At 61.8% G+C, this 20,590-nt stretch carries 16 protein-coding genes and 6 tRNA genes; 9 read left to right on the forward strand and 13 right to left on the reverse strand.

Annotation, left to right across the window (positions count from 1 at the left end; all coding sequences use genetic code 11):
• Nucleotides 1-134 precede the first annotated feature (134 nt).
• The gene (locus tag OUZ45_RS00715; protein ID WP_266167956.1) at nucleotides 135-1,904 is read right to left on the reverse strand and encodes a cation:proton antiporter; all 1,770 of its coding nucleotides are present in this window, start codon (nucleotides 1,902-1,904) and stop codon (nucleotides 135-137) included.
• A gap of 175 nt (nucleotides 1,905-2,079) precedes the next feature.
• Here OUZ45_RS00715 and OUZ45_RS00720 point away from each other — a divergent pair.
• The 3 genes from OUZ45_RS00720 to OUZ45_RS00730 all read left to right on the forward strand — a co-directional run bounded on the left by OUZ45_RS00720 (nucleotide 2,080) and on the right by OUZ45_RS00730 (nucleotide 2,354).
• Nucleotides 2,080-2,155 (forward strand) — tRNA-Ala (locus OUZ45_RS00720).
• A 9-nt stretch (nucleotides 2,156-2,164) separates the two neighbouring features.
• A tRNA-Glu gene (locus tag OUZ45_RS00725) sits at nucleotides 2,165-2,240 on the forward strand.
• Nucleotides 2,241-2,277: 37 nt separating this feature from the next.
• Nucleotides 2,278-2,354 (forward strand) — tRNA-Asp (locus tag OUZ45_RS00730).
• 135 nt (nucleotides 2,355-2,489) lie between these two features.
• Here OUZ45_RS00730 and OUZ45_RS00735 read toward each other — a convergent pair.
• Together OUZ45_RS00735 and ppsR are read right to left on the reverse strand one after the other, a co-directional pair.
• The gene (locus OUZ45_RS00735) at nucleotides 2,490-2,990 is read right to left on the reverse strand and encodes a DUF1249 domain-containing protein (protein WP_266167958.1); all 501 of its coding nucleotides are present in this window, start codon (nucleotides 2,988-2,990) and stop codon (nucleotides 2,490-2,492) included.
• Nucleotides 2,991-3,015: 25 nt separating this feature from the next.
• A complete protein-coding gene (gene ppsR / locus OUZ45_RS00740; protein WP_266167959.1) occupies nucleotides 3,016-3,831 on the reverse strand; it encodes a posphoenolpyruvate synthetase regulatory kinase/phosphorylase PpsR in 816 nt (271 codons plus the stop codon).
• Between the two features lie 231 nt (nucleotides 3,832-4,062).
• Between ppsR and ppsA the strand changes: the two genes are divergently transcribed.
• A complete protein-coding gene (gene ppsA, locus OUZ45_RS00745) occupies nucleotides 4,063-6,435 on the forward strand; it encodes a phosphoenolpyruvate synthase (RefSeq protein WP_266167960.1) in 2,373 nt (790 codons plus the stop codon).
• A gap of 147 nt (nucleotides 6,436-6,582) precedes the next feature.
• Complete coding sequence (lepB, locus tag OUZ45_RS00750) at nucleotides 6,583-7,257, forward strand: signal peptidase I (protein WP_266167961.1); 675 nt, start codon at nucleotides 6,583-6,585, stop codon at nucleotides 7,255-7,257.
• Between the two features lie 221 nt (nucleotides 7,258-7,478).
• Here the strand turns inward: lepB and OUZ45_RS00755 are convergent.
• Nucleotides 7,479-7,568: transfer RNA gene (locus tag OUZ45_RS00755), tRNA-Ser, on the reverse strand.
• Between the two features lie 112 nt (nucleotides 7,569-7,680).
• Between OUZ45_RS00755 and OUZ45_RS00760 the strand changes: the two genes are divergently transcribed.
• Nucleotides 7,681-8,382, forward strand: coding sequence for a PP2C family protein-serine/threonine phosphatase (locus OUZ45_RS00760; RefSeq protein WP_266167962.1), 702 nt, complete (start codon nucleotides 7,681-7,683; stop codon nucleotides 8,380-8,382).
• Nucleotides 8,383-8,676: 294 nt separating this feature from the next.
• Here the strand turns inward: OUZ45_RS00760 and dnaQ are convergent, their stop codons facing one another.
• The 3 genes from dnaQ to OUZ45_RS00775 are packed head-to-tail and all read right to left on the reverse strand — an operon-like array spanning nucleotide 8,677 to nucleotide 10,553.
• Nucleotides 8,677-9,396: a DNA polymerase III subunit epsilon gene (dnaQ, locus tag OUZ45_RS00765; protein WP_266167963.1), complete on the reverse strand. Its 720-nt coding sequence runs from the start codon at nucleotides 9,394-9,396 to the stop codon at nucleotides 8,677-8,679.
• Entirely contained in the window at nucleotides 9,393-9,836 is a 444-nt protein-coding gene (gene rnhA, locus OUZ45_RS00770) for a ribonuclease HI (RefSeq protein ID WP_266167964.1), read from the reverse strand. Before rnhA ends, dnaQ begins: the two co-directional genes overlap by 4 nt.
• 30 nt (nucleotides 9,837-9,866) lie before the next feature.
• Nucleotides 9,867-10,553: a class I SAM-dependent methyltransferase gene (locus OUZ45_RS00775; RefSeq protein WP_266167965.1), complete on the reverse strand. Its 687-nt coding sequence runs from the start codon at nucleotides 10,551-10,553 to the stop codon at nucleotides 9,867-9,869.
• A gap of 219 nt (nucleotides 10,554-10,772) precedes the next feature.
• Here OUZ45_RS00775 and gloB point away from each other — a divergent pair, with 219 nt between their 5' ends.
• From gloB to OUZ45_RS00790, 3 genes are all read left to right on the forward strand, one after another.
• Nucleotides 10,773-11,537, forward strand: a complete 765-nt coding sequence (gene gloB, locus OUZ45_RS00780; RefSeq protein ID WP_266167967.1) for a hydroxyacylglutathione hydrolase — start codon at nucleotides 10,773-10,775, stop codon at nucleotides 11,535-11,537.
• Nucleotides 11,534-12,766 (forward strand): transglycosylase SLT domain-containing protein, encoded by a 1,233-nt coding sequence (locus OUZ45_RS00785; RefSeq protein ID WP_323137498.1) that lies wholly within the window; start codon nucleotides 11,534-11,536, stop codon nucleotides 12,764-12,766. Before gloB ends, OUZ45_RS00785 begins: the two co-directional genes overlap by 4 nt.
• A 107-nt stretch (nucleotides 12,767-12,873) precedes the next feature.
• Complete coding sequence (locus OUZ45_RS00790; protein ID WP_266167969.1) at nucleotides 12,874-13,656, forward strand: enoyl-ACP reductase FabI; 783 nt, start codon at nucleotides 12,874-12,876, stop codon at nucleotides 13,654-13,656.
• 83 nt (nucleotides 13,657-13,739) lie between these two features.
• Here OUZ45_RS00790 and OUZ45_RS00795 read toward each other — a convergent pair whose 3' ends face one another.
• The 6 genes from OUZ45_RS00795 to clpX form a co-directional block, all read right to left on the reverse strand.
• Nucleotides 13,740-15,644: a SurA N-terminal domain-containing protein gene (locus tag OUZ45_RS00795; RefSeq protein ID WP_266167970.1), complete on the reverse strand. Its 1,905-nt coding sequence runs from the start codon at nucleotides 15,642-15,644 to the stop codon at nucleotides 13,740-13,742.
• An 86-nt stretch (nucleotides 15,645-15,730) separates the two neighbouring features.
• Nucleotides 15,731-15,807, reverse strand: a tRNA-Asp gene (locus OUZ45_RS00800).
• A gap of 9 nt (nucleotides 15,808-15,816) precedes the next feature.
• A tRNA-Val gene (locus OUZ45_RS00805) sits at nucleotides 15,817-15,891 on the reverse strand.
• A gap of 20 nt (nucleotides 15,892-15,911) precedes the next feature.
• Nucleotides 15,912-16,184 (reverse strand): HU family DNA-binding protein, encoded by a 273-nt coding sequence (locus OUZ45_RS00810; protein ID WP_019465590.1) that lies wholly within the window; start codon nucleotides 16,182-16,184, stop codon nucleotides 15,912-15,914.
• Between the two features lie 354 nt (nucleotides 16,185-16,538).
• Nucleotides 16,539-19,043, reverse strand: coding sequence for an endopeptidase La (gene lon / locus OUZ45_RS00815; RefSeq protein WP_266167971.1), 2,505 nt, complete (start codon nucleotides 19,041-19,043; stop codon nucleotides 16,539-16,541).
• Nucleotides 19,044-19,213: 170 nt separating this feature from the next.
• On the reverse strand, nucleotides 19,214-20,506 hold the full coding sequence (gene clpX / locus OUZ45_RS00820; protein WP_266167972.1) for an ATP-dependent Clp protease ATP-binding subunit ClpX: 1,293 nt from the start codon (nucleotides 20,504-20,506) through the stop codon (nucleotides 19,214-19,216).
• Nucleotides 20,507-20,590: the final 84 nt, after the last annotated feature.

Raw genomic sequence — 20,590 nt, forward strand, 5'->3', positions numbered from 1 at the left:
ACGGGCCTCCCCGATGGAGGCAGTCCCCGCATTGTGCGGCGCCTTCCCGGTCTTAGCAACGAGCGGGGGCTATGACCATCAGTCCGGATAAAGGTTCACGTCGCAAAATGAAGTCGTGGCATTTTGCGAAATACCTAAAAATGCCCCCCACCGGGGCGCCCATCCCTTTCGAGCGTGTCTTTCAGGGCTGCCTGCAATCGGGCATGGACCTGCACCAGCACACGCCACAACAGCCAAGTCAGCAGTACCCCTACCAGCAGCAAAACCAGTGCCACCTCACGTGGCGGCAGGATGGTGGAGGCCAGGGCGGCCACCAACAAGCCGAGCACCCACATCGTCGCCAGCGGGATGATGCGCGCCAGCACGGCCCGGATCCTCACGTTATGGGCCCCACCTACCCGCTCCGGAATACTCAACTCGGCCAGCAGCATGCCTAGCGCGGACGCCTTGCGGTAGGCCGCCACGATCATCGGCAGCGACAGCAATGCCGCGACGGACCAGGCCAGGGTGCGCGCCACCTGCGGGTGATCAGCGAACCTATCCCAGTGGAAGAAGCCACGGCGGTACAGGTAGGCCATGACCAGGAACACCGCCACGACCAGCATCATGTTGATGATCACGTGCCAGACCAGCCGCCGGATCATCTTCATCACCATCGCCCCCTGCCCGCCCAGGCTGAGGTTGCCCATCCAATCGGTATAGGCCGTGAACATGCCGGTGATGCCGGTGGGCAATCGCCGTGCCAACACACCCGCCAGCGGGTCGGCGCCGCGGATGAGGTAAGGCGTAAGAAACGTTGTGATCGCCGACACTGCCACCGCCACCGGATACAGGAAGCTGCTGGTCACCTTCAGACTCAGCCCCAGCGAAGCGATCACGAAGGAGAACTCGCCGATCTGCGCCAGACCCATGCCGACTTGCAGCGATGTGCGCCCATCATTGCCAGCCACGAACGTGCCGAAGCTGCAGGTAATCACCTTGCCCAGCACCACCACAATGGTCACCACGGTGATCGGCAAGGCGTACTGCGTCAGCAGCGCGGGATCGATCAGCATGCCGATCGCCACGAAGAACACCGCGCTGAACATGTCGCGCACTGGCCCGATGATGCGCTCGACCCGAGCGACACTGTCGGATTCGCCCACGATCGCGCCGATCAGGAACGCACCCAATGCGATGCTGTACCCCATCTCGGTTACCAACAGGCAGAAGCCAAAACACAGGCCCAGCACCGCGACTAGCAACACATCGTCGCGACTGACCCGTGCGATGTAGTCGACCACACGCGGTATCAGCAGCAGCCCCACCACCAACGACACCGCCAAGAACAATGTCAGCCGGCCGATCGCCTCCATCGCCTGCCCTGCCGCGAGATCGCCCGTGCTGGCAATACCTGTGAGCAAGGCCATCAACACAATGGCCAGCACGTCCTCGATGATCAGGATGCCGAACATCAGCTGGGCGAAACGTTCGCGCTTGAGGCTTAGATCATCCAGCGCCTTCATGATGATCGTGGTCGAGGACATCGACAGCATCGCGCCAAGGAACAGCGCATCCATCGAACTCCACCCGAAAAAGCGTCCGATTTCGTAGCCGATCCACAGCATCAGCACGATTTCGCACAAGGCCGCCACCAGCGCCGCGCCTCCCACTTCGCGCAGCTTTTTCAGGCTGAATTCCAGGCCGAGGGCAAACAGCAGCAGGATCATTCCCAGCTCGGAAAGCGTGCGAATCGTACCTTCATCGTGGATGAACACCACGGGAAACGTATAGGGCCCCACCAGCACGCCGGCGATGATGTAACCCAGCACCACCGGCTGCCGAAGCCGCTGAAATATCACCGTCGTCAGGCCTGCGACCAGCATGACCGCGGCGAGGTCCTGGATGAACTGCAAAGCGTGCATGAAGGCTTCCGTTGCGGCCCCATGCAAGACTAGCAGCCGCCCGCCCATGCCGAAGTCGCGACTGCAGCCCTTATTTCGTCATCGGACGTAAACTTTTTTTGAAAAATTTTTCTCGGACGCTTGACGAAATCCCGGACGCTATTTATTCTTTCGGGCTCCACAGCAGTACAGCAGTGGGGCCATAGCTCAGCTGGGAGAGCGCCTGCATGGCATGCAGGAGGTCGGCGGTTCGATCCCGCCTGGCTCCACCAAACTTAAATGTCCCCATCGTCTAGAGGCCTAGGACATCACCCTTTCACGGTGGCGACCGGGGTTCGAATCCCCGTGGGGACGCCAAGTTTAGTCGCTTGGCAGCTGTTGGAGTACAAAACGCGGAGCGGTAGTTCAGTCGGTTAGAATGCTGGCCTGTCACGCCGGAGGTCGCGGGTTCGAGTCCCGTCCGCTCCGCCATTAATACGAGAAGCCCGCCTAGCGCGGGTTTTTTGTTGCCCATGATTTGACGCGTGCACTTCGCTGTAGAAACGCACCCTGTGCGCGAACACGCCCCAATGTAAATCTCTGAGCCTTCGCCCACAGGATGGGCTCCTACAGCGACTCACCGTTATGCAGCGATGCCGAGGAGTGCTTCGATGCTGGCTCCAGCGTCCCGATGGAATGCCCCTGCTCCGCCAGATACTCCAGCCATCGCGATAGAAACCCATTCATGCGCAACCGATGCTGCAACACCGTGTTCGCTGGCGGAAATGGCCCCAGCACCTGCCACAGATGTCGGCCCGGATGGCAATGCAGCGCCTCGGCCACGTGGGCGTCGGTGTACATGCGCAGCTGCGCCGAGGGCGACGGATGCCCGGTATGCGCATCCACGAAATCGTAGGTGAGCTCCAGCTCCAACGTGTACGGATGACGCTCCTGCACCTGCAATCGCACATCCAGCCCATCGTCCACGCTCGAAACATAGAACCCCGGCGCCAGTTGCTGTGGTGCGAACAGGCGCACCAACCGGTGGTAGTTCTCCGCATACAACCCCATCAGGAAGCCGAAGCGGCCTGGCAGCAATGCGTTGCGACTGTCCAGCACGGCACTCATTAGTGGCGGAAACTCCTCTGGCGACTCAGAACATGGTCCGCTCGATACCGAAGCGGTCGAATATCTTGCTGGCGATTTCCTCGATCGACACGTGCGTGGTGTTGAGGTTGGGTATGCCCTCACGACGCATCAGCTTGTCGGCCTGCGCCAGCTCCCACCGGCACTGCTGCAACGTGGCATAGCGACTGCCGGCCCGCCGCTGCTCACGAATCTGCGCCAACCGCTGCGGGTCGATGGTGAGACCGAACAGGCGGTCGCGATAGGGCCGCAGGCGCGCCGGCAGCTCCAGCTTGTCGAGGTCGTCGTCGGTCAGGGGGTAATTGGCGGCGCTAACACCGTAATGCAAGGCCATGTAAAGGCAAGTTGGCGTCTTGCCCGAGCGCGATACGCCAACCAGGATCAGATCGGCCTGGGCGTAGTCCACGTCGATGCCGTCGTCATGCGACAACGCATAGTTGGTCGCATTGATGCGCGCCTCGTACTTATCGAAATCGACCAGGCCGTGCGAACGATTCACCGCACCGGACCGCTTGGCCCCCAACTCATCTTCCAGTGGCCCGATGAACGGCGCGAACACATCCAACATCAGCGCCCCGCTCGCGGCCACGATCTCGCACAAATCCCGCGAGGCCATGGTGTTGACCACGATCGGTCGCTCACCGCTCTGTGCATAGCGGGTCTTGATGCGCAGCGCTGCCGCCTCGGCCTTGTGGGCGTCGTCGATGAAAGGGAGGCGGTGTTTGTCGAACTGGACGCCTTCGAACTGGGCGAGGATGCTGTTGCCGATCGTTTCCGCGGTAATACCAGTGGAGTCGGAGATGTAGAAAACGGTTCGCCGCATACCTGTTCCAGATGCCCTGATGAATACCGGGCCTCACCTTAGCGCATGCATGAAGGCCTGTCTTTGCCTGCCCCTAACCTAACTGGTAGGCAATTGGCGCGCGATTGGGAGCCAATGGTCTTCTTGTGCTGCGCACCATCGGCATCGGACAATACCAGTTCTTTGCGGCCGGCTTTTGACAAGCCAGCCCCTCCTACCGCATCACCCTTTAGAGCTCTTGAGGAGACTCCCTTGAACGATCTGGTGCTTTGGCTCGACTCGCTGCGCATGACTGACCTGGGCAAGGTCGGCGGCAAGAATGCGTCGCTTGGCGAGATGATCGGCAACCTGGCCAAGCTCGGAGTCTCCGTGCCCGGCGGCTTCGCCACCACCGCCGACGCGTTCCAGCAGTATCTGGACAAGAGCGGCGTCGCCCAGCGCATCCAGGCGCGCCTGGCTGATTTGAATGTGGATGATGTGGACGCGCTGACCACCGCCGGCAAGGAAATCCGCGAGTGGGTCACCGAGACCCCGCTGCCGACCGAGCTGGACCAGGCCATCCGCGACGCCTACATCAAACTATGCAAAGACGCCGGGGCCGAGAACATCGCCGTCGCCGTACGCTCCTCCGCCACTGCCGAGGACCTGCCGGACGCTTCGTTCGCCGGCCAGCAGGAAACCTTCCTCAACGTGGTTGGCATCGACGACGTGCTGCACAAGGTGAAGGAAGTCTTCGCTTCGCTGTACAACGACCGCGCCATTGCCTATCGCGTGCACCAGGGCTTCAAGCACGAGGATGTGTTCCTGTCCGCCGGCGTACAGCTGATGGTGCGTTCGGACGTGGGCGCCTCCGGCGTGCTGTTCACGCTCGACACCGAATCCGGCTTCCGCGATGTGGTGTTCGTCACCGGTTCCTACGGCCTCGGCGAGATGGTCGTGCAGGGTGCGGTGAATCCCGATGAGTTCTACGTGTTCAAGCCCACGCTCAAGCAGGGCAAGCCGGCGGTGCTCCGCCGCAATCTGGGCGCCAAGCAGTTGCGCATGGTTTATTCCAGCACCCCCGGCGAGCGCGTAAAAACCGAGGACACCCCGGCTGAACTGCGCAACCGTTTCTGCATCAACGATGCCGATGTGGAAGAACTGTCCCGTCAGGCGCTGATCATCGAGCAGCACTACGGTCGCCCGATGGACGTCGAGTGGGCGAAGGACGGCAACACCGGCAAGCTCTACATCGTGCAAGCACGCCCCGAGACGGTGAAGTCGCGCGCCCACGCCACCCAGCTGGAGCGCTTCCACCTCAACGAGAAGGGTCCGGTGCTGGCCGAAGGCCGCGCCATCGGCCAGAAGATCGGCGCCGGCAAGGCGCGCGTGATCCGCTCGCTGGCCGACATGAACAAGGTGCAGCCCGGCGACGTGCTGATCGCCGACATGACCGATCCCGACTGGGAGCCGGTGATGAAGCGCGCCTCGGCGATCGTCACCAATCGCGGTGGCCGCACCTGCCACGCCGCGATCATCGCGCGTGAGCTGGGCGTGCCCGCCGTGGTGGGCACCGGCAACGCGCTGGACAAAATTCCGGACGGCACCGACGTCACCGTGTCCTGCGCGGAAGGTGACACCGGCACCATCTACCAGGGCGTGCTGAAGTTCGACCGCGTCACCGCGGATCTGGGCGACATGCCCGAAGCGCCGCTGAAGATCATGATGAATGTAGCCAACCCCGAGCGCGCGTTCGATTTCGGCATGCTGCCGAATGCCGGCATCGGCCTTGCTCGCCTGGAAATGATCATCGCCAGCCACATCGGCGTGCATCCCAAGGCACTGCTGGAATACAGCAAGCAAGACGCCGAGACCAAGGCCAAGATCGACGAGCGCATTGCCGGCTACGCCGACCCGGTGAGCTTCTATGTCGATCGCCTGGCCGAAGGCATCGCCACCATCGCCGCCTCGGTGTATCCGAAGCCCGTCATCGTGCGCCTGTCCGACTTCAAGTCGAACGAGTACGCCAACCTGCTTGGCGGCTCGCGCTACGAGCCGCATGAAGAGAACCCGATGATCGGCTATCGCGGCGCCAGCCGTTATGTCGACGCCGGCTTCGCCGAGTCGTTCGCGCTGGAGTGCCGGGCCGTCAAGCACGTGCGCGAAGTGATGGGCCTCAGCAACGTGTGGGTGATGATTCCGTTCGTGCGCACCCTGGATGAAGGCCGCAAGGTCATTGAAGTGCTGGGCAAGAACGGCCTCAAGCAGCGCGAGCACGATCTCAAGGTCATCATGATGTGCGAGGTGCCTTCCAACGCCTTGCTCGCCGCCGAATTCCTGGACATCTTCGACGGCTTCTCCATCGGCTCCAACGACCTCACCCAGCTCACCCTGGGCCTGGACCGCGACTCCAGCATCGTCGCCAACTTGTTCGACGAGCGCGACCCGGCGGTGAAGAAGCTGCTGGCCATGGCCATCCAGACCGCCCGTGAGAAGGGCAAGTACATCGGCATCTGCGGTCAGGGCCCATCCGACCACCCGGATCTGGCCGAGTGGCTGATGGACCAGGGCATCGAGTCGGTGTCGCTGAACCCGGATACCGTGGTCGATACCTGGCTGCGTCTGGCGAAGAAGAAAGCGGCCTAAGCCATCCGAGAGAGCACAACGAAGGGCGGTGGCAACACCGCCCTTTTTCTTTGCCCCACCCACAGTGGAACTTGCCTCGACCGGCAAAGTCCGTAGTGATCGAGCCGGGCATGGATCTCCCTGCCCGCCGTGCCGAGGGTAAGGGCGATGCGCGCATTTCAGAGCTCCCTGTTGAGGAACAAAGGTTTCATCACCTTCATGCTCTGCATGCTGGTGTTCCGCAGTGCCGTCGCGGACTGGAATGTGGTGCCTACAGGTTCGATGCAGCCGACTATCCGCATAGGTGATCGCATCGTGGTGGACAAGGTGGCTTATGACGTGCGGCTACCTTCTACCCATGTCTCACTGATGCATCTGGCTGACCCGCAACGCGGGGACATCGTGGTGCTTGATTCGCAGGCAGCGGATGAGCGACTGGTCAAGCGCGTCATTGGTGTGCCCGGCGATATCGTGGCTCTGCGCAACAACCGGCTCTCCGTGAACGGACGGGATGCCAACTATCGGCCGACCAGCGTGAGCGGCATTCGCGACGATGTGGCCGACCCAGCCGACTATGCGGTGGAGAGTTATGACGGCATGCGTCATTTGATTCGGCTGTCGGAGTTTCGGCCCAGTGCAGGGCGTGACTTTGGGCCGGTGGTGGTTCCTGCAGGGAAATACTTGTTGCTGGGTGATAACCGGGATAACAGTGCGGATTCACGGTATTTCGGGTTCTTTCCGAGGAACGAAATCACCGGGAGGGCGACGCGAGTGGCGGTGTCGTTGGATCCGGGGGATCACTATTTACCTAGGGCTGGGCGGTATGGGGTGAGGTTGGATTGAGGGCCAGGCGGGCCCCACGCCTTCGATGGAAGCGCGTGTTACGTGAAGGGTGGGATTGTTCGGCCCATCCCTGGGCCTCACCCTTCCGCGCGGCGCGCTCCAGGGCCAGCCTGCGGCTGTCCTTGTCGCTCCCGGCGAATTTGTCGAACCTAGTGGGTTCGTCCACACCACCCTCTCCGCCAGATACGCAAAACGCCCCACTAGGGGGCGTTTTGCGTATCTGGCGGAGAGGGTGGGATTCGAACCCACGGTACGCTTACACGTACGCCTGATTTCGAGTCAGGTACATTCGACCACTCTGCCACCTCTCCAAAGGGGTCACACGGTGGTCCGCGCGAGCCGGCAATCATACGCGGGGTGGTTCGTCGTGACAACTCCCTGGACATGGGGCATGCTGGGCTTACACGTTTCTCTCAGCAGCTCATGATCGAATTCGGACACGGTACCCACGTCGGCCTGCGCCGTACGCGCAATGAAGACACCTATTACGCCGACGCGGGGCTGGGCCTGTTCCTGGTCGCCGACGGCATGGGCGGGCACCAGCATGGCGAGGTGGCCTCGGCCTTGGTCCGTGACGCGGTGGCGGATTTGGTGACGCGCGGGCATAGCCTGATTGATGCGGTGCGCGGTGCGGATGAGCGGCTGATGGCACAGGCCAAGGGCTGCCAGGATGCCTTGCCTATGGGCACGACGATCGCGGCGCTGCGGCTGAGTACGAATAGCTATGAGGTGGCCTGGGTTGGCGATAGTCGCATCTACCTGTGGCAGAACGGGCTGAAGCAAATCAGCCACGATCACTCGTTGGTGCAGGAGCTGGTTGCGGCGGGCGCGCTGGATCCGGCGCGGGCTGCACGCCATCCGCAGCGCAATGTGATTACCCAGGCGCTGGGCATTACCGCCCTCGACCAATTGCACATCGGCATGGCGCGCGGCGAGCTGGAGCCGGGCATGTGTTTCCTGCTGTGCAGTGACGGACTCACGGAGGAAGTGAGCGATGCGGGCATCGCACGCATCGTGGAACGTCGCGATCTGGCCGTGCAGGAATGCGTCGATCATCTGTTGCTCGCCGCGCTCGATGGCGGCGGCAGCGATAACGTGACGGCAATTTTGGCCCGCGCTAACTGACACGGGCCGTCGCGACGCTTAAGGATGCTCTGATCTATTCCGCGCACCCGTCACCGCCCTGTATGCGCGCAGCGGTTTGTCGCAGCGGCGAAGGCAGACTGGCTGTCTGTCGAGACGCTGGGGCGAAGCGCTGCGCGCATACAGGGCGGCCCCCACGTGTTGAATTCAATGATGGGGTGACGTCCAGAAGGCCCGCAGGCTGCGCCGCGCGGCTTGAACAGACGGCCACCACGCAACACACCCTGCGGGCCTTCTGGACGTCATGCCGGGTACGTGGAATAGATCAGAGCATCCTTAATGCCTCGTGTTTTCTTCCTTGCGCCAAACGCTGGCGCCGCCGGCGCTCTTATCTAGCGCATCAAGACGACGTTCGTGCGCCATCAGCTCATTCGCGTCGGCACGCAGCACGCGTGGACGTCGATCCAGCACAACCGGCATGACCACCTTGGCGGCACCCTGCTCCGGCGAGCTTTCGAAACCCAGGTCCAGCACCACCTGGCCCGAGGTCATCGCCAGGTAGACCTCGGCCAGCAGCTGAGCGTCGATCAAACCGCCGTGCAGGTCGCGCGCCGAGTTGTCCACGCCAAGGCGTTTGCATAGCGCGTCCAGGCTGTTGCGCTGCCCGGGATACCGTTCTCGCGCCATCACCAGCGTATCGAGCACACTGCAGTGATCGGCGATGCGCCCGTAATGCTCACCGGCGCGCGCGAGCTCGGCATCGAGGAAGCCCACGTCGAAGGCGGCGTTGTGGATGATCAGCTCGGCTCCGTCGATGAAAGCGAGAAACTCTTCCACGACGTCGTTGAAATGCGGCTTGTCGAGCAGGAACTCGTCTTCGATGCCAGTGACCTGCTTCGCCCCCTCATCGATCAGACGATCCGGATTGAGGTAGGTCTGGTAATGCCTGCCGGTCGGCCGCCGCTCGAACATCTCGACACAGGCGATTTCGATCAGGCGATGGCCCTGGCGCACCTCCAGACCCGTGGTTTCGGTATCGAGGACGATCTGCCTCATCGTCTGCTCCTGTACTGCTCGGCCTGCTCACGTGCGGCTTCATCGACGCGCTCGTTTTCGGCATGGCCATTGTGGCCCTTCACCCACTGCCAGCTCAGCTGGTGAGGAGCGGTGGCCTCTGAAAGACGCTGCCACAGATCCTGATTCTTCACCGGTTTCTTGTCGGCGGTTTTCCAGCCGTTGGCGCGCCATTTGGGCACCCACTGCTCGATGCCTTGCATGACGTATTTCGAGTCGGTGGTGAGGGTGACCTTGCATGGACGCGTTAGCGCTTCGAGTGCGGCAATGGCGGCCATCAACTCCATGCGGTTGTTGGTGGTGTCCGGTTCGCCACCGGCCAGCATGCGCTCCGTGCCCTTGGCACGCAGCAGCGCGGCCCAGCCGCCCGGCCCGGGATTGCCGAGGCATGCGCCATCGGTAAAAGCTTGTACGTCAGTCATCGTTGCCTGCAGTTATTCATTGTCACAGCATCAAGAGGAGGCATTACGCCTCGCTCCCGGTGCCAGGTTTACATTTACCGGTGCTGGCACCAGCTTGGGCTTCAGTCGTGTCGGTATCGCCATGCGCCGACGCTTGCGAGCGATAAGCACATAACCACCGCCGAGGGCGCTGATGCCCCGGGTATGCGCACCGCCATTCGGCCATACATGGCCGACGCGATGAATGCGTTCGACGTCCAGCTCGCCGGCGCGCACCCATCGTTCCAGCGTCAGCGGCGACTTCAGCGCCGGCATCGAACCGCCACGGGTATACCAATACAGCCAGGGCAACCACCCGCTCAAGGGGTGCATGCCGGTGAGCGCGAGCACACCGCCGGGGGCCAGCACACGACAGGCTTCCTGCAGTAACGCCTGCGGCGCGGGCGCCACTTCCACAGCATGCCGTAACAGCACCAGGCCGAAAGCATCGTCGACAAAAGGCAACGCCTCGTCTGACCGTGCGCGAATGTCGCCGTGATAGCGGTTGGCGACCAGGCGCATGCGCGCCCAATTGCCCAGCAACGGCAATACCGGAGGATGGTCATGCGACAGCGCGGACACCAGCAGCGCATGCGTACCCGCGCAGCGCTGGAGGTCCGGCAGCAAGGCAGCCGCTTCCTCAGCCAACAGGTGGCGAAGATGCGCGCTGGCGTAGATGTCTTTGTCGCGCTGCGGCATGCGTGGGCGGCCCAACAGTCAAGACGAGAGTGTAATAGCTGGCACCCGCAATAGCGCCGTGGCTCTCATGGTTGGGTCCAACCAGGACACAAGACTGAACGCGTAACCGGCCTGTTAACACCTCGCTAACGAGTCAGCTTCACTGCCGCTTTATAGTCCCACGCCTCGCGCAAGCCGGAAGCCTGCGCCAGTCGATACGAATCCGCAGAGGAGTACCCCTTGCACGTCGTACCGTTACCGGCGCTTGCCGACAACTATATCTGGCTGCTGCACGACGACGATGGCAACGCGATCGTGGTCGATCCCGGCGAAGCGGCACCGGTCGAAGCTGCGCTATCCGAACGGAAGCTACGGCTTCGGGCCATCCTGCTCACTCACCACCACAACGATCACATCGGTGGCGTGGGCGCCTTGCTGGCTCGTCATCCTGCGGCGGTTTACGCGCCGCGTGACGAGCGCATCGACTACGTTGCCCAGCGCGTGGGAGACGGCGACGAAGTATCGATCGATGGGCTACGTGCGCGCTTTCGGGTGATCGAGATTCCCGGCCACACGCTCAGCCACATTGCCTACGTTGGCGAAGGTGTACTGCTCTGCGGAGACACGCTTTTCAGCATGGGCTGTGGCCGCCTGTTCGAAGGCACGCCACAGCAAATGCTGACCTCACTGGATCGGCTCGCATCTCTGCCAGGCAACACCAAAGTCTGCTGTGGGCATGAATACACGGCCGCCAATGGCCGCTTCGCGCTGACTATCGAGCCGCACAACCCCGCGCTTGCCGAGCGCATCGAGCAGGTACAGACGCTACGCGACCAGCAGCAACCCAGCCTGCCCGTGACGCTGGCCACCGAACTGGCCTCCAACCCCTTCCTGCGTGTCGATACCGACGAAGTCACGGAGTGGTGCCGTCGTCATGGTGCGGCGACCGATCGCGTTACACGCTTTGCCACCCTTCGCGCTGCCAAGGACGTATTCCGCGGATGAAACGCCCTTCCCTTCGCCCCCTGCCTATCGTGCTCTCCACGCTACTGGCCGCTTGCGCCAGTGCGCCATCCCAGCTGCCTCGAACGTCGGCATCGGCAGGTAATCTCAAGCCGCCACATCCGACGATCAGTGATGTGACACACAATGTCGGCGGCGCGGCCACCCCGCTGGAGACGTCCAACGTCTGGGAGCAACTGCGTAGCAGTTTCGCTATGGCCGATTGCGATGCCGACCCAGCGATTCTCGACTGGGCGAGACGCTACACGCAAAGCCCGCAGCGCTTTGAGGCGCAGATGCGTGAAGTGATGCCTCGCCTGATTTATGTCCAACAGATCGCAGCGAAACATGGTGTGGCCGGCGAGTTCGCGTTGCTGCCGTGGGTGGAAAGCCGTTATCGGCCGATGCCTGGCAGCAAAGGCAGTCCCGCCGGGATGTGGCAAATCATGCAGGCGACCGCCAACGCACTAGGCATGCGCGTCGACAAAAACTACGACGGACGTCTGGATGTCCCTGCCGCCACCGACGCCATGATGGCTCTGTTGAAGCGCTATCACGACGACCTGGGGGACTGGCGATTGGCGGACTACGCCTACAACGCCGGCGAGTTTGCCATTCGCAGATTGATCGACCAGCACGGCGCACCCGCTGCCGAACCGATCATTCCGAAAATGCCTGTCAAGCGCATCACGCGAGAACATCTGACCAAGCTGCTGGCCATTTCCTGCGTCGTGCGCGAGCCGGGCCGCTTCAAGGTCAACTTGCCGCTGCTCCCCGCGGAACAGCACCTGGTTTCGGTAGACGTCGACCAATCGATGCCCATCGCGCAGGCCGCCAATCATGCCGGCATGTCGGTCGATGAGCTGAAGGACCTCAACGCAGGATTCCGCAACGGCTTTATCGATAAGCGCGCAGCTTCCTATCTGTTGATGCCACGTAACCACGCCGAGCAATTCCGCAACGCGCCACTGCAAACCGGTAACGACACGGCCAGCACCTACGCCGCGGGTCTATCACCGCTCATGGAGAACGGCGACGGCCCATCGCCTGTGGCGGGCGACGATTCCGCACCGTCCCCGGGCAACAAGACGCACACCGTCAAGTCAGGCGAAACGCTTTGGATTATCGCCCGCCGCTATTCGCTCAACGTGGACCAGCTCAAGCGCTGGAACCACCTGCAGGATGCGAAGCTGCGCCTTGGCCAGATATTGAAGATCAGCGCGCCGGGTTGATTGGGCACTACCTCTTGTGGGCGCGAATAGCCGAATCATGCGTCTTCCGCGCCTGCTAAACTCGTGCGGCTGCACCGATACGGCGCGCCGCCGCCCTGGGAGGACACATGGGATTTCTGCACGGCAAGCGCGCCCTGATCGTCGGCATCGCCAGCCAACGCTCCATCGCCTGGGGCATCGCCAATGCAATGCATCGTGAAGGCGCGCAACTCGCCTTCACCTACCAGAACGATCGACTGAAAGACCGTGTCGATGAAGCCGCCAACGCCTTCGGCTCCAATATCGTGCTGCCCTGCGATGTCGCGGAGGATGCCCAGATCGACCGCATGTTCAGCGAATTGGGCAAGCACTGGGACGGCTTCGACATCCTCGTTCACTCGGTCGGCTTTGCGCCACGCGAAGCACTGCAGGGCCAATACCTGGACAACCTGACGCGCGAAAGCTTCGCCATCGCGCATGATATTTCCAGCTATAGCCTTGCCGCCCTGGCCAAGGCCGCGCGCCCGCTAATGGCTGGCCGCGGCGGCGCCATCCTTACGCTCACCTATCTGGGCGCGGAGCGTGCGTTGTCGAACTACAACGTGATGGGCCTGGCCAAGGCGAGCCTGGAAGCGAACGTGCGCTACCTGGCTTTCAACCTGGGCCCGGAAGGCACCCGCGTCAATGCCATCTCCGCAGGCCCCATCAAGACGCTAGCTGCGGCCGGCATCTCAAACTTTCGCAAGATGCTGGACCATGTGGATGAAAATGCGCCGCTGCGCCGTAGCGTCACCATCGACGAAGTGGGTAATGTCGGGGCCTTCCTTTGCTCAGACTTGGCCTCGGGCGTAACCGGCGAGATCACCTACGTGGATGCCGGCTACAACATTCTGGGCATGACCGGCATCTAACCTCGGTCGCTTGTTGCAAGTAAAAAGGGAGGCCATGGGCCGCCCTTTTCGTGAGACCGAACACGTAAGAGCTATCGACGCTCTTACATACGGTCCTTGGCGATCTTGATTTCAGTCTTCGCCTTCAGCGCGTCGATGAATTCCTGCGTCGCCGTGCCACCATAAGCCCGCACCATCTGCTGACGCAGCCCGTCGCGCAGCTCTGCGGGTAGCTTGGAAAGGTCGGCGTCCTGCACCTTGTCCACGGCGAGCAGTGCGTAGGAGCCATCCTGTTCTAACACACTGGCGAACTGCGACTTGCCTGCCGCCGGATGCGGCAGGGTGAAAGCTTCGCTGATCAGTTCCGGTGCGATCTCGCGCTGACTGCGAGTAACTTCGTTGGAGCTCCTCATAGGAGCGCCTGTCGACGCTGCCACCGCAGCCATGTCCTCACCCTTCTGTAGACGGGCCAACAGAGCGTCGGCCTTCGCCTTGGCTGCCGCTGCCACGCGCTCGTCGAGAATCTTCTGGCGCACCACGTCGCGTACTTCGGCCAGCGGACGGACCGCTGCCGGCACGTGCTTGTCGACATGGATAATCGCGGAATGATCCGGCCCCAGCTCGATCAGGCTGGAGTTATTGCCCTGGGCCAGCACGTCATCTCCAAACGCTGCCTGCACCAATTTGGGATTCGCGGCGACGCCGGCACCGCCCTGACGCGAGAACAGTTCCGTGCTCTTAATCGGTAGACCCAGCGCCTGTGCGGCAGGCTCAAGCGACGATGGGTTTTGGTAGGCACTGTCGGTGAGCTTGCCGGCCAGCTCGTTGAATTTGCGATCGCGATCGCCGCTCAGGGCATCTTTCGCCAGCTGCGCGCGCACTTCTTCGAACGGCTTGGCCTGTCCGCTGCGCACATCGCGCAGCCACAACACGTGATAGCCCTCATCCGATAGCACCGGCTTGGATATCTGTCCCTTCTGCAAGGAGAACAGCGCATCGTCGAAAGCCGCGTTCGCCACACCTTTTTCCAGCCAGCCCAGGTCGCCGCCCGAGCGCTTGGAGCCCAGGTCGTCCGAAGACTGCTCGGCCAGCTTCGCGAAGCCATCCGGCTTCGCCTGGGCAGCGATCTGCTCAGCCTTGGCGAGCGCAGCCTTCTGCTGCTCTGGCGTGGCGTTCTTGGGCACGTTGATCAAGATATGCGAAACCAGGCGCTGCTCCGGCTGCACGAAGCGCTGCTTCTGTTCGTCATAGCGCTTCTTGAGATCCTCGTCGCTGGGTTGCACATCCAACTTGAGGTCGTCGCCTTTCACCTCGATGTATTTCACCGAGACCTGCTCGGGGTTCATGAAATCGGCCTGATGCGACTTGTAGTAAGCGTCGATCTGCGCATCGTCGACATTGCTGTCGGTCAGCGCCGGGCGCGGCACGCTGAAATAGCGCAGGTCACGGCGCTGCATGCTGAGATTGAGGTATCGATCCAGGTCGGCGTCGGTGATGATCGTGCTCGCGCTGATCGCCCCCGGAATCTGAGCGATGCCCAGCTCGTTGCGTAGCTCGGCCTCAAACTGGTTCGAGGTCTTGCCCTGGCCGGCCAGCCAGGCGCGATACATGGCCGGATCGAATTTGCCGTTGACCTGCACGCCCGGGATACCGGCGATGGTGTCGCGCAATGCCAGGTCGGATACGCGCATGCCGAGGTCCGTCGACGCCTGCGTGAGCAGTTGCTGGTCGATCATCGCGTCCAGCACGCGCTGCTTGGTCTCGGGCTTCTCGAACACGCTGGGATCGAAGCGATCGCCCTGCTCTGCGCTCATCTGCTGGCGCAGCTGGTTCAGACGGTTCTGGAAGTCCTGCTGGGTGATCTCATGCTTGCCGACCTTCGCTACGAACGTCTCGACGTGCGACATGAAGTACGACTCGATGCCGAAGAACGAAATAGCAAAGACGCAGATGCCCAGAATGACAATGGACGGCCATCCGTGAAGCTTGGTACGTAGTGTCTGCAACATGAAAATCTTCCCGATGAGGGTTGATCGACGCGCGGTTGCGCGGTGCATAAATGACAAGGGCGCCACACGGGCGCCCTTGCGAACTGTGGCGGAGCGGACGGGACTCGAACCCGCGACCTCCGGCGTGACAGGCCAGCATTCTAACCGACTGAACTACCGCTCCGCATTTTTCTGGTGGGTGCTGTAGGGATCGAACCTACGACCCTCGCCTTGTAAGGGCGACGCTCTACCGCTGAGCTAAGCACCCAAAACCAAGCGTAGAGCCGCTTAGTTTAGGGCATCCTTCAAGGTCTTGCCAGCCTTAAAAGCCGGAACCTTCGAAGCCTTGATCTTGATCGTCTCGTTGGTGCGCGGATTGCGGCCGGTACGAGCAGCGCGCTTGCGCACGGTGAAGGTGCCAAAGCCCACCACCGACACATCGTCACCCTTCTTCAGCGCCTTCTGCACGGTCTCGAAGAAAGCCTCGAGCGCGCGGCCAGCGTCAGCCTTGGTGAGTTCGGCCTTCTCGGCAATGGCATTGATCAGATCGGTTTTATTCATTGAGACACTCCCTTAAACGATTATGCGGCCCGCGTGGTCAGTCTGGGACGAGACGACGCCGACTTGGATGATTGGCTACCGATAGGCGGCGCCCCGCGACCCCGCATCGCTGCGCTTCCAACATCGCGCGAGGATTGCGGTGCCGCCTTTATACCAGTGCCCTATGGGGTCCGCAATACAAGCAATACCAAGGCTTTCAGGGTATTCGAAGGTTTCGAAACAGCACTTGCGTTACGCGATATGAAGCACTACGCAGCGCGTGCTTGGATACGATCCAAATGAAAAAAGTGGCATGCCGACACGGCATGCCACCCTTGATTGGACCCGCTTGATTAGAGCCGCCTCGAGATCGAATCAGTGAGGCCGCGCGGGGGCCTCGTCGGACGACTCTTCCTCGATCGGAGCATCAACGCCCTTCGTCGCCTCACCCTCCTTCACCTGCAAGGGCTGCAGCGGACGCTCGAGTGCAATGTCCAGCACCTCATCGATCCAGCGCACCGGGTGAATGTCCAGCGAACCGGTGATATTGGCCGGGATGTCCGCCAAATCCTTCTTGTTGTCTTCCGGGATGATCACCGTGGTGATGCCGCCACGATGCGCCGCGAGCAGCTTCTCCTTGAGACCACCGATCGGCAGCACGCGACCGCGCAACGTTATCTCGCCGGTCATCGCCACCTCGGATCGCACTGGCACCTTGGTCAGAGCCGACACCAGCGCCGTACACATGGCGATGCCTGCACTTGGGCCATCTTTCGGCGTGGCACCTTCCGGCACATGGACATGCAGGTCGAGCTTCTGGTGGAAGTCGGGGTCGATACCTAGACGTTCGGCACGGGCACGGACCACCGACAGTGCAGCCTGGATCGACTCCTTCATCACATCGCCCAGCTGACCGGTGTTCACCAGTCGCCCCTTGCCCGCCACCACCGAGGCCTCGATGCTGAGCAAGTCGCCGCCGACCTGGGTCCAAGCCAGACCGGTCACCAGGCCCACTTCATTCTGAAGCTCTTTACGTCCGAAATCGAAGCGGCGAACCCCAAGGTAATGCTCGAGGTTGGACGAATCGATCTTGGCATGCAGGGGCGAAGACTTGATCTTGGATTTGGCCGTCTTTACGGCCGAAGCCTTGGCCTTGCTTTTCTTCACCTCGCCGAGGGTCAGCTCCTTCACTACCTTGCGGCAGATCTTGGACAACTCACGCTCCAGATTGCGCACGCCGGATTCGCGCGTGTAATAGCGCACGATGTCGCGTACGGCATCCTCTGACACACTCAACTCTTCCGGCTTCAGGCCATTGGCCTTGAGCTGCTTGGACAGCAGGTATTTCTGCGCGATCGCCAGCTTCTCATCCTCGGTGTAACCCGGGATGCGAATGACCTCCATGCGATCCAGCAGCGGACCTGGAATGTTGAGCGAGTTGGCGGTGGCGATCCACATCACCTCGGACAGGTCAAAATCGACCTCCAGGTAGTGATCGTTGAACGCGTGATTCTGTTCGGGGTCCAGCACTTCCAGCAGCGCTGAAGACGGATCGCCACGGAAATCCATCGACATCTTGTCGATCTCGTCCAGCACGAACAGCGGGTTCTTGGTCCCGATCTTGTTCATGTTCTGCACGATCCGGCCTGGCATCGAACCAATATAGGTGCGGCGATGGCCACGAATCTCGGCCTCGTCCCGCACACCGCCCAGGCTCATGCGCACAAATTTGCGGTTGGTCGTCTTGGCGATCGACTGCCCCAGCGAGGTCTTGCCCACGCCAGGCGGACCAACCAAGCAAAGGATGGGACCCTTCATGGTGTTCACGCGTTGCTGCACGGCCAGGTATTCAAGGATGCGCTCCTTGACCTTTTCCAGGCCGAAATGATCGGCATCGAGCACTTCCTGGGCCATCTGCAGATCCTTGCGGACCTTGCTGCGCTTCTTCCAGGGCACGCCCACCAGCCAGTCAAGGTAGTTGCGCACCACCGTGGCTTCGGCCGACATCGGCGACATCTGGCGCAGCTTGCTGAATTCCTGGCGTGCCTTGGCGAGCACGGCCTTGGGCATCCCGGCCGATTCGATCTTCTTCTGCAGCTCCTCGATTTCGTTCGGCCCCTCCTCGCCCTCGCCGAGCTCCTTTTGGATGGCCTTCATCTGCTCGTTGAGGTAGTACTCGCGCTGACTCTTTTCCATCTGCGACTTCACGCGGCCGCGGATGCGCTTTTCCACCTGCTGCAGATCCATCTCGCCGTCGACCAGGCCGATCAGCAATTCAAGACGCTGCCCCACATCGGCCGTTTCCAGCACTTTCTGCTTATCGGCCATGCGCACGGAAAGGTGCGCGGCGATGGAATCTGCCACACGGGATGGGTCGTCGATGCCAGACAGGGTGGCGAGCACCTCCGGCGGCAACTTGCGGCTCTGCTTCACCAGCTGCTCGAACAGCGAGATCAGCGTGCGCGAGACCACATCGAGCTCTCGTTCCTTGGTGCTGTACACGGGCTCGATGATGCGGGACGTGGCCATTAGCATGCCGCCGTCTTCCTGGTACTTCTCCACGGAAACGCGCGCCTGCCCTTCCACCAGCACCTTCACCGTGCCATCGGGGAGTTTCAGCAGTTGCAATACGCCCGCCAGCGTGCCGATTTCATGCAGATCGGCCACCGCGGGATCGTCGATATCCGGACTTTTCTGCGCCACCAGCAGAATCTGGCGCTCGCCTTCCATGGCGCGCTCAAGCGCGCGCATCGACTTGTCACGGCCAACGAAGAGCGGGATGACCATGTGGGGATAAACCACCACGTCGCGCAGCGGAAGTACCGGCAGGGCTTCCAGCACGGCGCCCGTGGCAACGGGAAGGGGGGCATTTTTTGCCATCTAAAAGGTCCCTCGGGGGAGTAATGCGACTACGCCCCGACACTGCGCCGGAGGCATCTTTCCGTCAAGTGGAGGTTGTCGACCGCCCAGTCAAGCCCAGGCGGGGCAACGAAAAGAAAAACGGCCCCGACGAATACGCCGGAGCCGTTCCATTCACGCGGGAGATAGGATCAAGCGGCGTCGCCGCCCTCGCCCGCCACGCGTTGCTGCAGATTGCCGCGGTAGATCAGGTAGGGCTCGGCCTGGCCATTGATCACTGCGTCATCCACGACCACCTTGCTCACGTGCTCCAGCGAGGGTAGCTCGTACATGGTGTCCAGCAACACCTGCTCGAGGATGGTGCGCAGGCCGCGGGCGCCGGTCTTGCGCTTGAGCGCCTTGCGGGCAATCGCCTGCAGGGCCTCCGGGCGGAATTCCAACTCCACGCCTTCCATCTCGAACAGCTTCTTGAACTGCTTGGTGACGGCATTCCTCGGCTCGGTGAGGATCTTCACCAAGGCGGGCTCGTCCAGCTCGTCCAGGGTGGCGACCACCGGCAAACGGCCGACAAACTCCGGAATCAGGCCAAAGCGCACCAGATCCGCCGGCTCCACCTCCGCCAGCACCTTGCCCAGATTCTCCGTACGCTCCTTACTGCGAACTTCAGCCGAGAAGCCAATGCCCGTGGTCTCGGAGCGCTGTTGGATCACCTTCTCCAGGCCGGCAAATGCGCCACCGCAGATGAACAAGATGTTCTTGGTGTCGACCTGCAGGAATTCCTGCTGCGGATGCTTGCGACCGCCCTGCGGCGGCACCGAGGCCAGTGTGCCCTCGATCAACTTCAGCAGTGCCTGCTGCACGCCTTCGCCGGACACGTCGCGGGTGATCGACGGGTTCTCGCTCTTGCGCGAGATCTTGTCGATTTCGTCGATGTAGACGATGCCCGACTGCGCCTTGTCGACGTCGTAGTCACACTTCTGCAGCAGCTTCTGGATGATGTTCTCGACATCCTCGCCCACGTAACCGGCTTCGGTCAGCGTGGTGGCATCGGCAATGGTGAACGGCACATTGAGCAAGCGCGCCAGCGTTTCGGCCAGCAACGTCTTGCCCGAACCGGTCGGGCCGATCAGGAGGATATTGGACTTGCCCAGCTCGACGTCGTCGCTCTTCTGGCGAGACTCCATGCGCTTGTAGTGGTTGTACACCGCCACGGCCAGCGCTTTCTTGGCGCGGGTCTGGCCGACCACGTACTGGTCGAGCGTCTCCATGATCTCGCGCGGCTTGGGCAGTTGGCTGCGCCCGGAGGCGGCCTTCTCTTCCAGCTCTTCGCGGATGATGTCGTTGCAAAGCTCTACGCATTCGTCGCAGATGAACACGGACGGACCCGCGATCAGCTTGCGCACTTCGTGCTGGCTCTTGCCGCAGAAGGAGCAGTAGAGAATCTTGCCGCTGTCGTTGGAACGGCCCTGCCGCTCGTCAGTCATGCTTTAACCCTGCTGTAAATCGGTTGCGAGTCGAGAATAGCACAGGGTTCCGCGTCCGATTCCAGACGCAGAACCCGGCTTTCA

Source organism: Dyella subtropica, from assembly GCF_026283965.1.
Classification (GTDB): Bacteria; Pseudomonadota; Gammaproteobacteria; order Xanthomonadales; family Rhodanobacteraceae; genus Dyella_D; species Dyella_D subtropica.

Excerpts from the sequence above, each read along its gene's own strand:
- OUZ45_RS00715 (WP_266167956.1), bottom strand. The coding sequence starts at position 1,904 with ATGCACGCTTTGCAGTTCATCCAGGACCTCGCCGCGGTCATGCTGGTC.
- OUZ45_RS00735 (WP_266167958.1), bottom strand. The coding sequence starts at position 2,990 with ATGAGTGCCGTGCTGGACAGTCGCAACGCATTGCTGCCAGGCCGCTTC.
- ppsR (WP_266167959.1), bottom strand. The coding sequence starts at position 3,831 with ATGCGGCGAACCGTTTTCTACATCTCCGACTCCACTGGTATTACCGCG.
- lepB (WP_266167961.1), top strand. The coding sequence starts at position 6,583 with ATGCGCGCATTTCAGAGCTCCCTGTTGAGGAACAAAGGTTTCATCACC.
- OUZ45_RS00760 (WP_266167962.1), top strand. The coding sequence starts at position 7,681 with ATGATCGAATTCGGACACGGTACCCACGTCGGCCTGCGCCGTACGCGC.
- dnaQ (WP_266167963.1), bottom strand. The coding sequence starts at position 9,396 with ATGAGGCAGATCGTCCTCGATACCGAAACCACGGGTCTGGAGGTGCGC.
- rnhA (WP_266167964.1), bottom strand. The coding sequence starts at position 9,836 with ATGACTGACGTACAAGCTTTTACCGATGGCGCATGCCTCGGCAATCCC.
- OUZ45_RS00775 (WP_266167965.1), bottom strand. The coding sequence starts at position 10,553 with ATGCCGCAGCGCGACAAAGACATCTACGCCAGCGCGCATCTTCGCCAC.
- OUZ45_RS00785 (WP_323137498.1), top strand. The coding sequence starts at position 11,534 with ATGAAACGCCCTTCCCTTCGCCCCCTGCCTATCGTGCTCTCCACGCTA.
- OUZ45_RS00790 (WP_266167969.1), top strand. The coding sequence starts at position 12,874 with ATGGGATTTCTGCACGGCAAGCGCGCCCTGATCGTCGGCATCGCCAGC.
- OUZ45_RS00795 (WP_266167970.1), bottom strand. The coding sequence starts at position 15,644 with ATGTTGCAGACACTACGTACCAAGCTTCACGGATGGCCGTCCATTGTC.
- OUZ45_RS00810 (WP_019465590.1), bottom strand. The coding sequence starts at position 16,184 with ATGAATAAAACCGATCTGATCAATGCCATTGCCGAGAAGGCCGAACTC.
- lon (WP_266167971.1), bottom strand. The coding sequence starts at position 19,043 with ATGGCAAAAAATGCCCCCCTTCCCGTTGCCACGGGCGCCGTGCTGGAA.
- clpX (WP_266167972.1), bottom strand. The coding sequence starts at position 20,506 with ATGACTGACGAGCGGCAGGGCCGTTCCAACGACAGCGGCAAGATTCTC.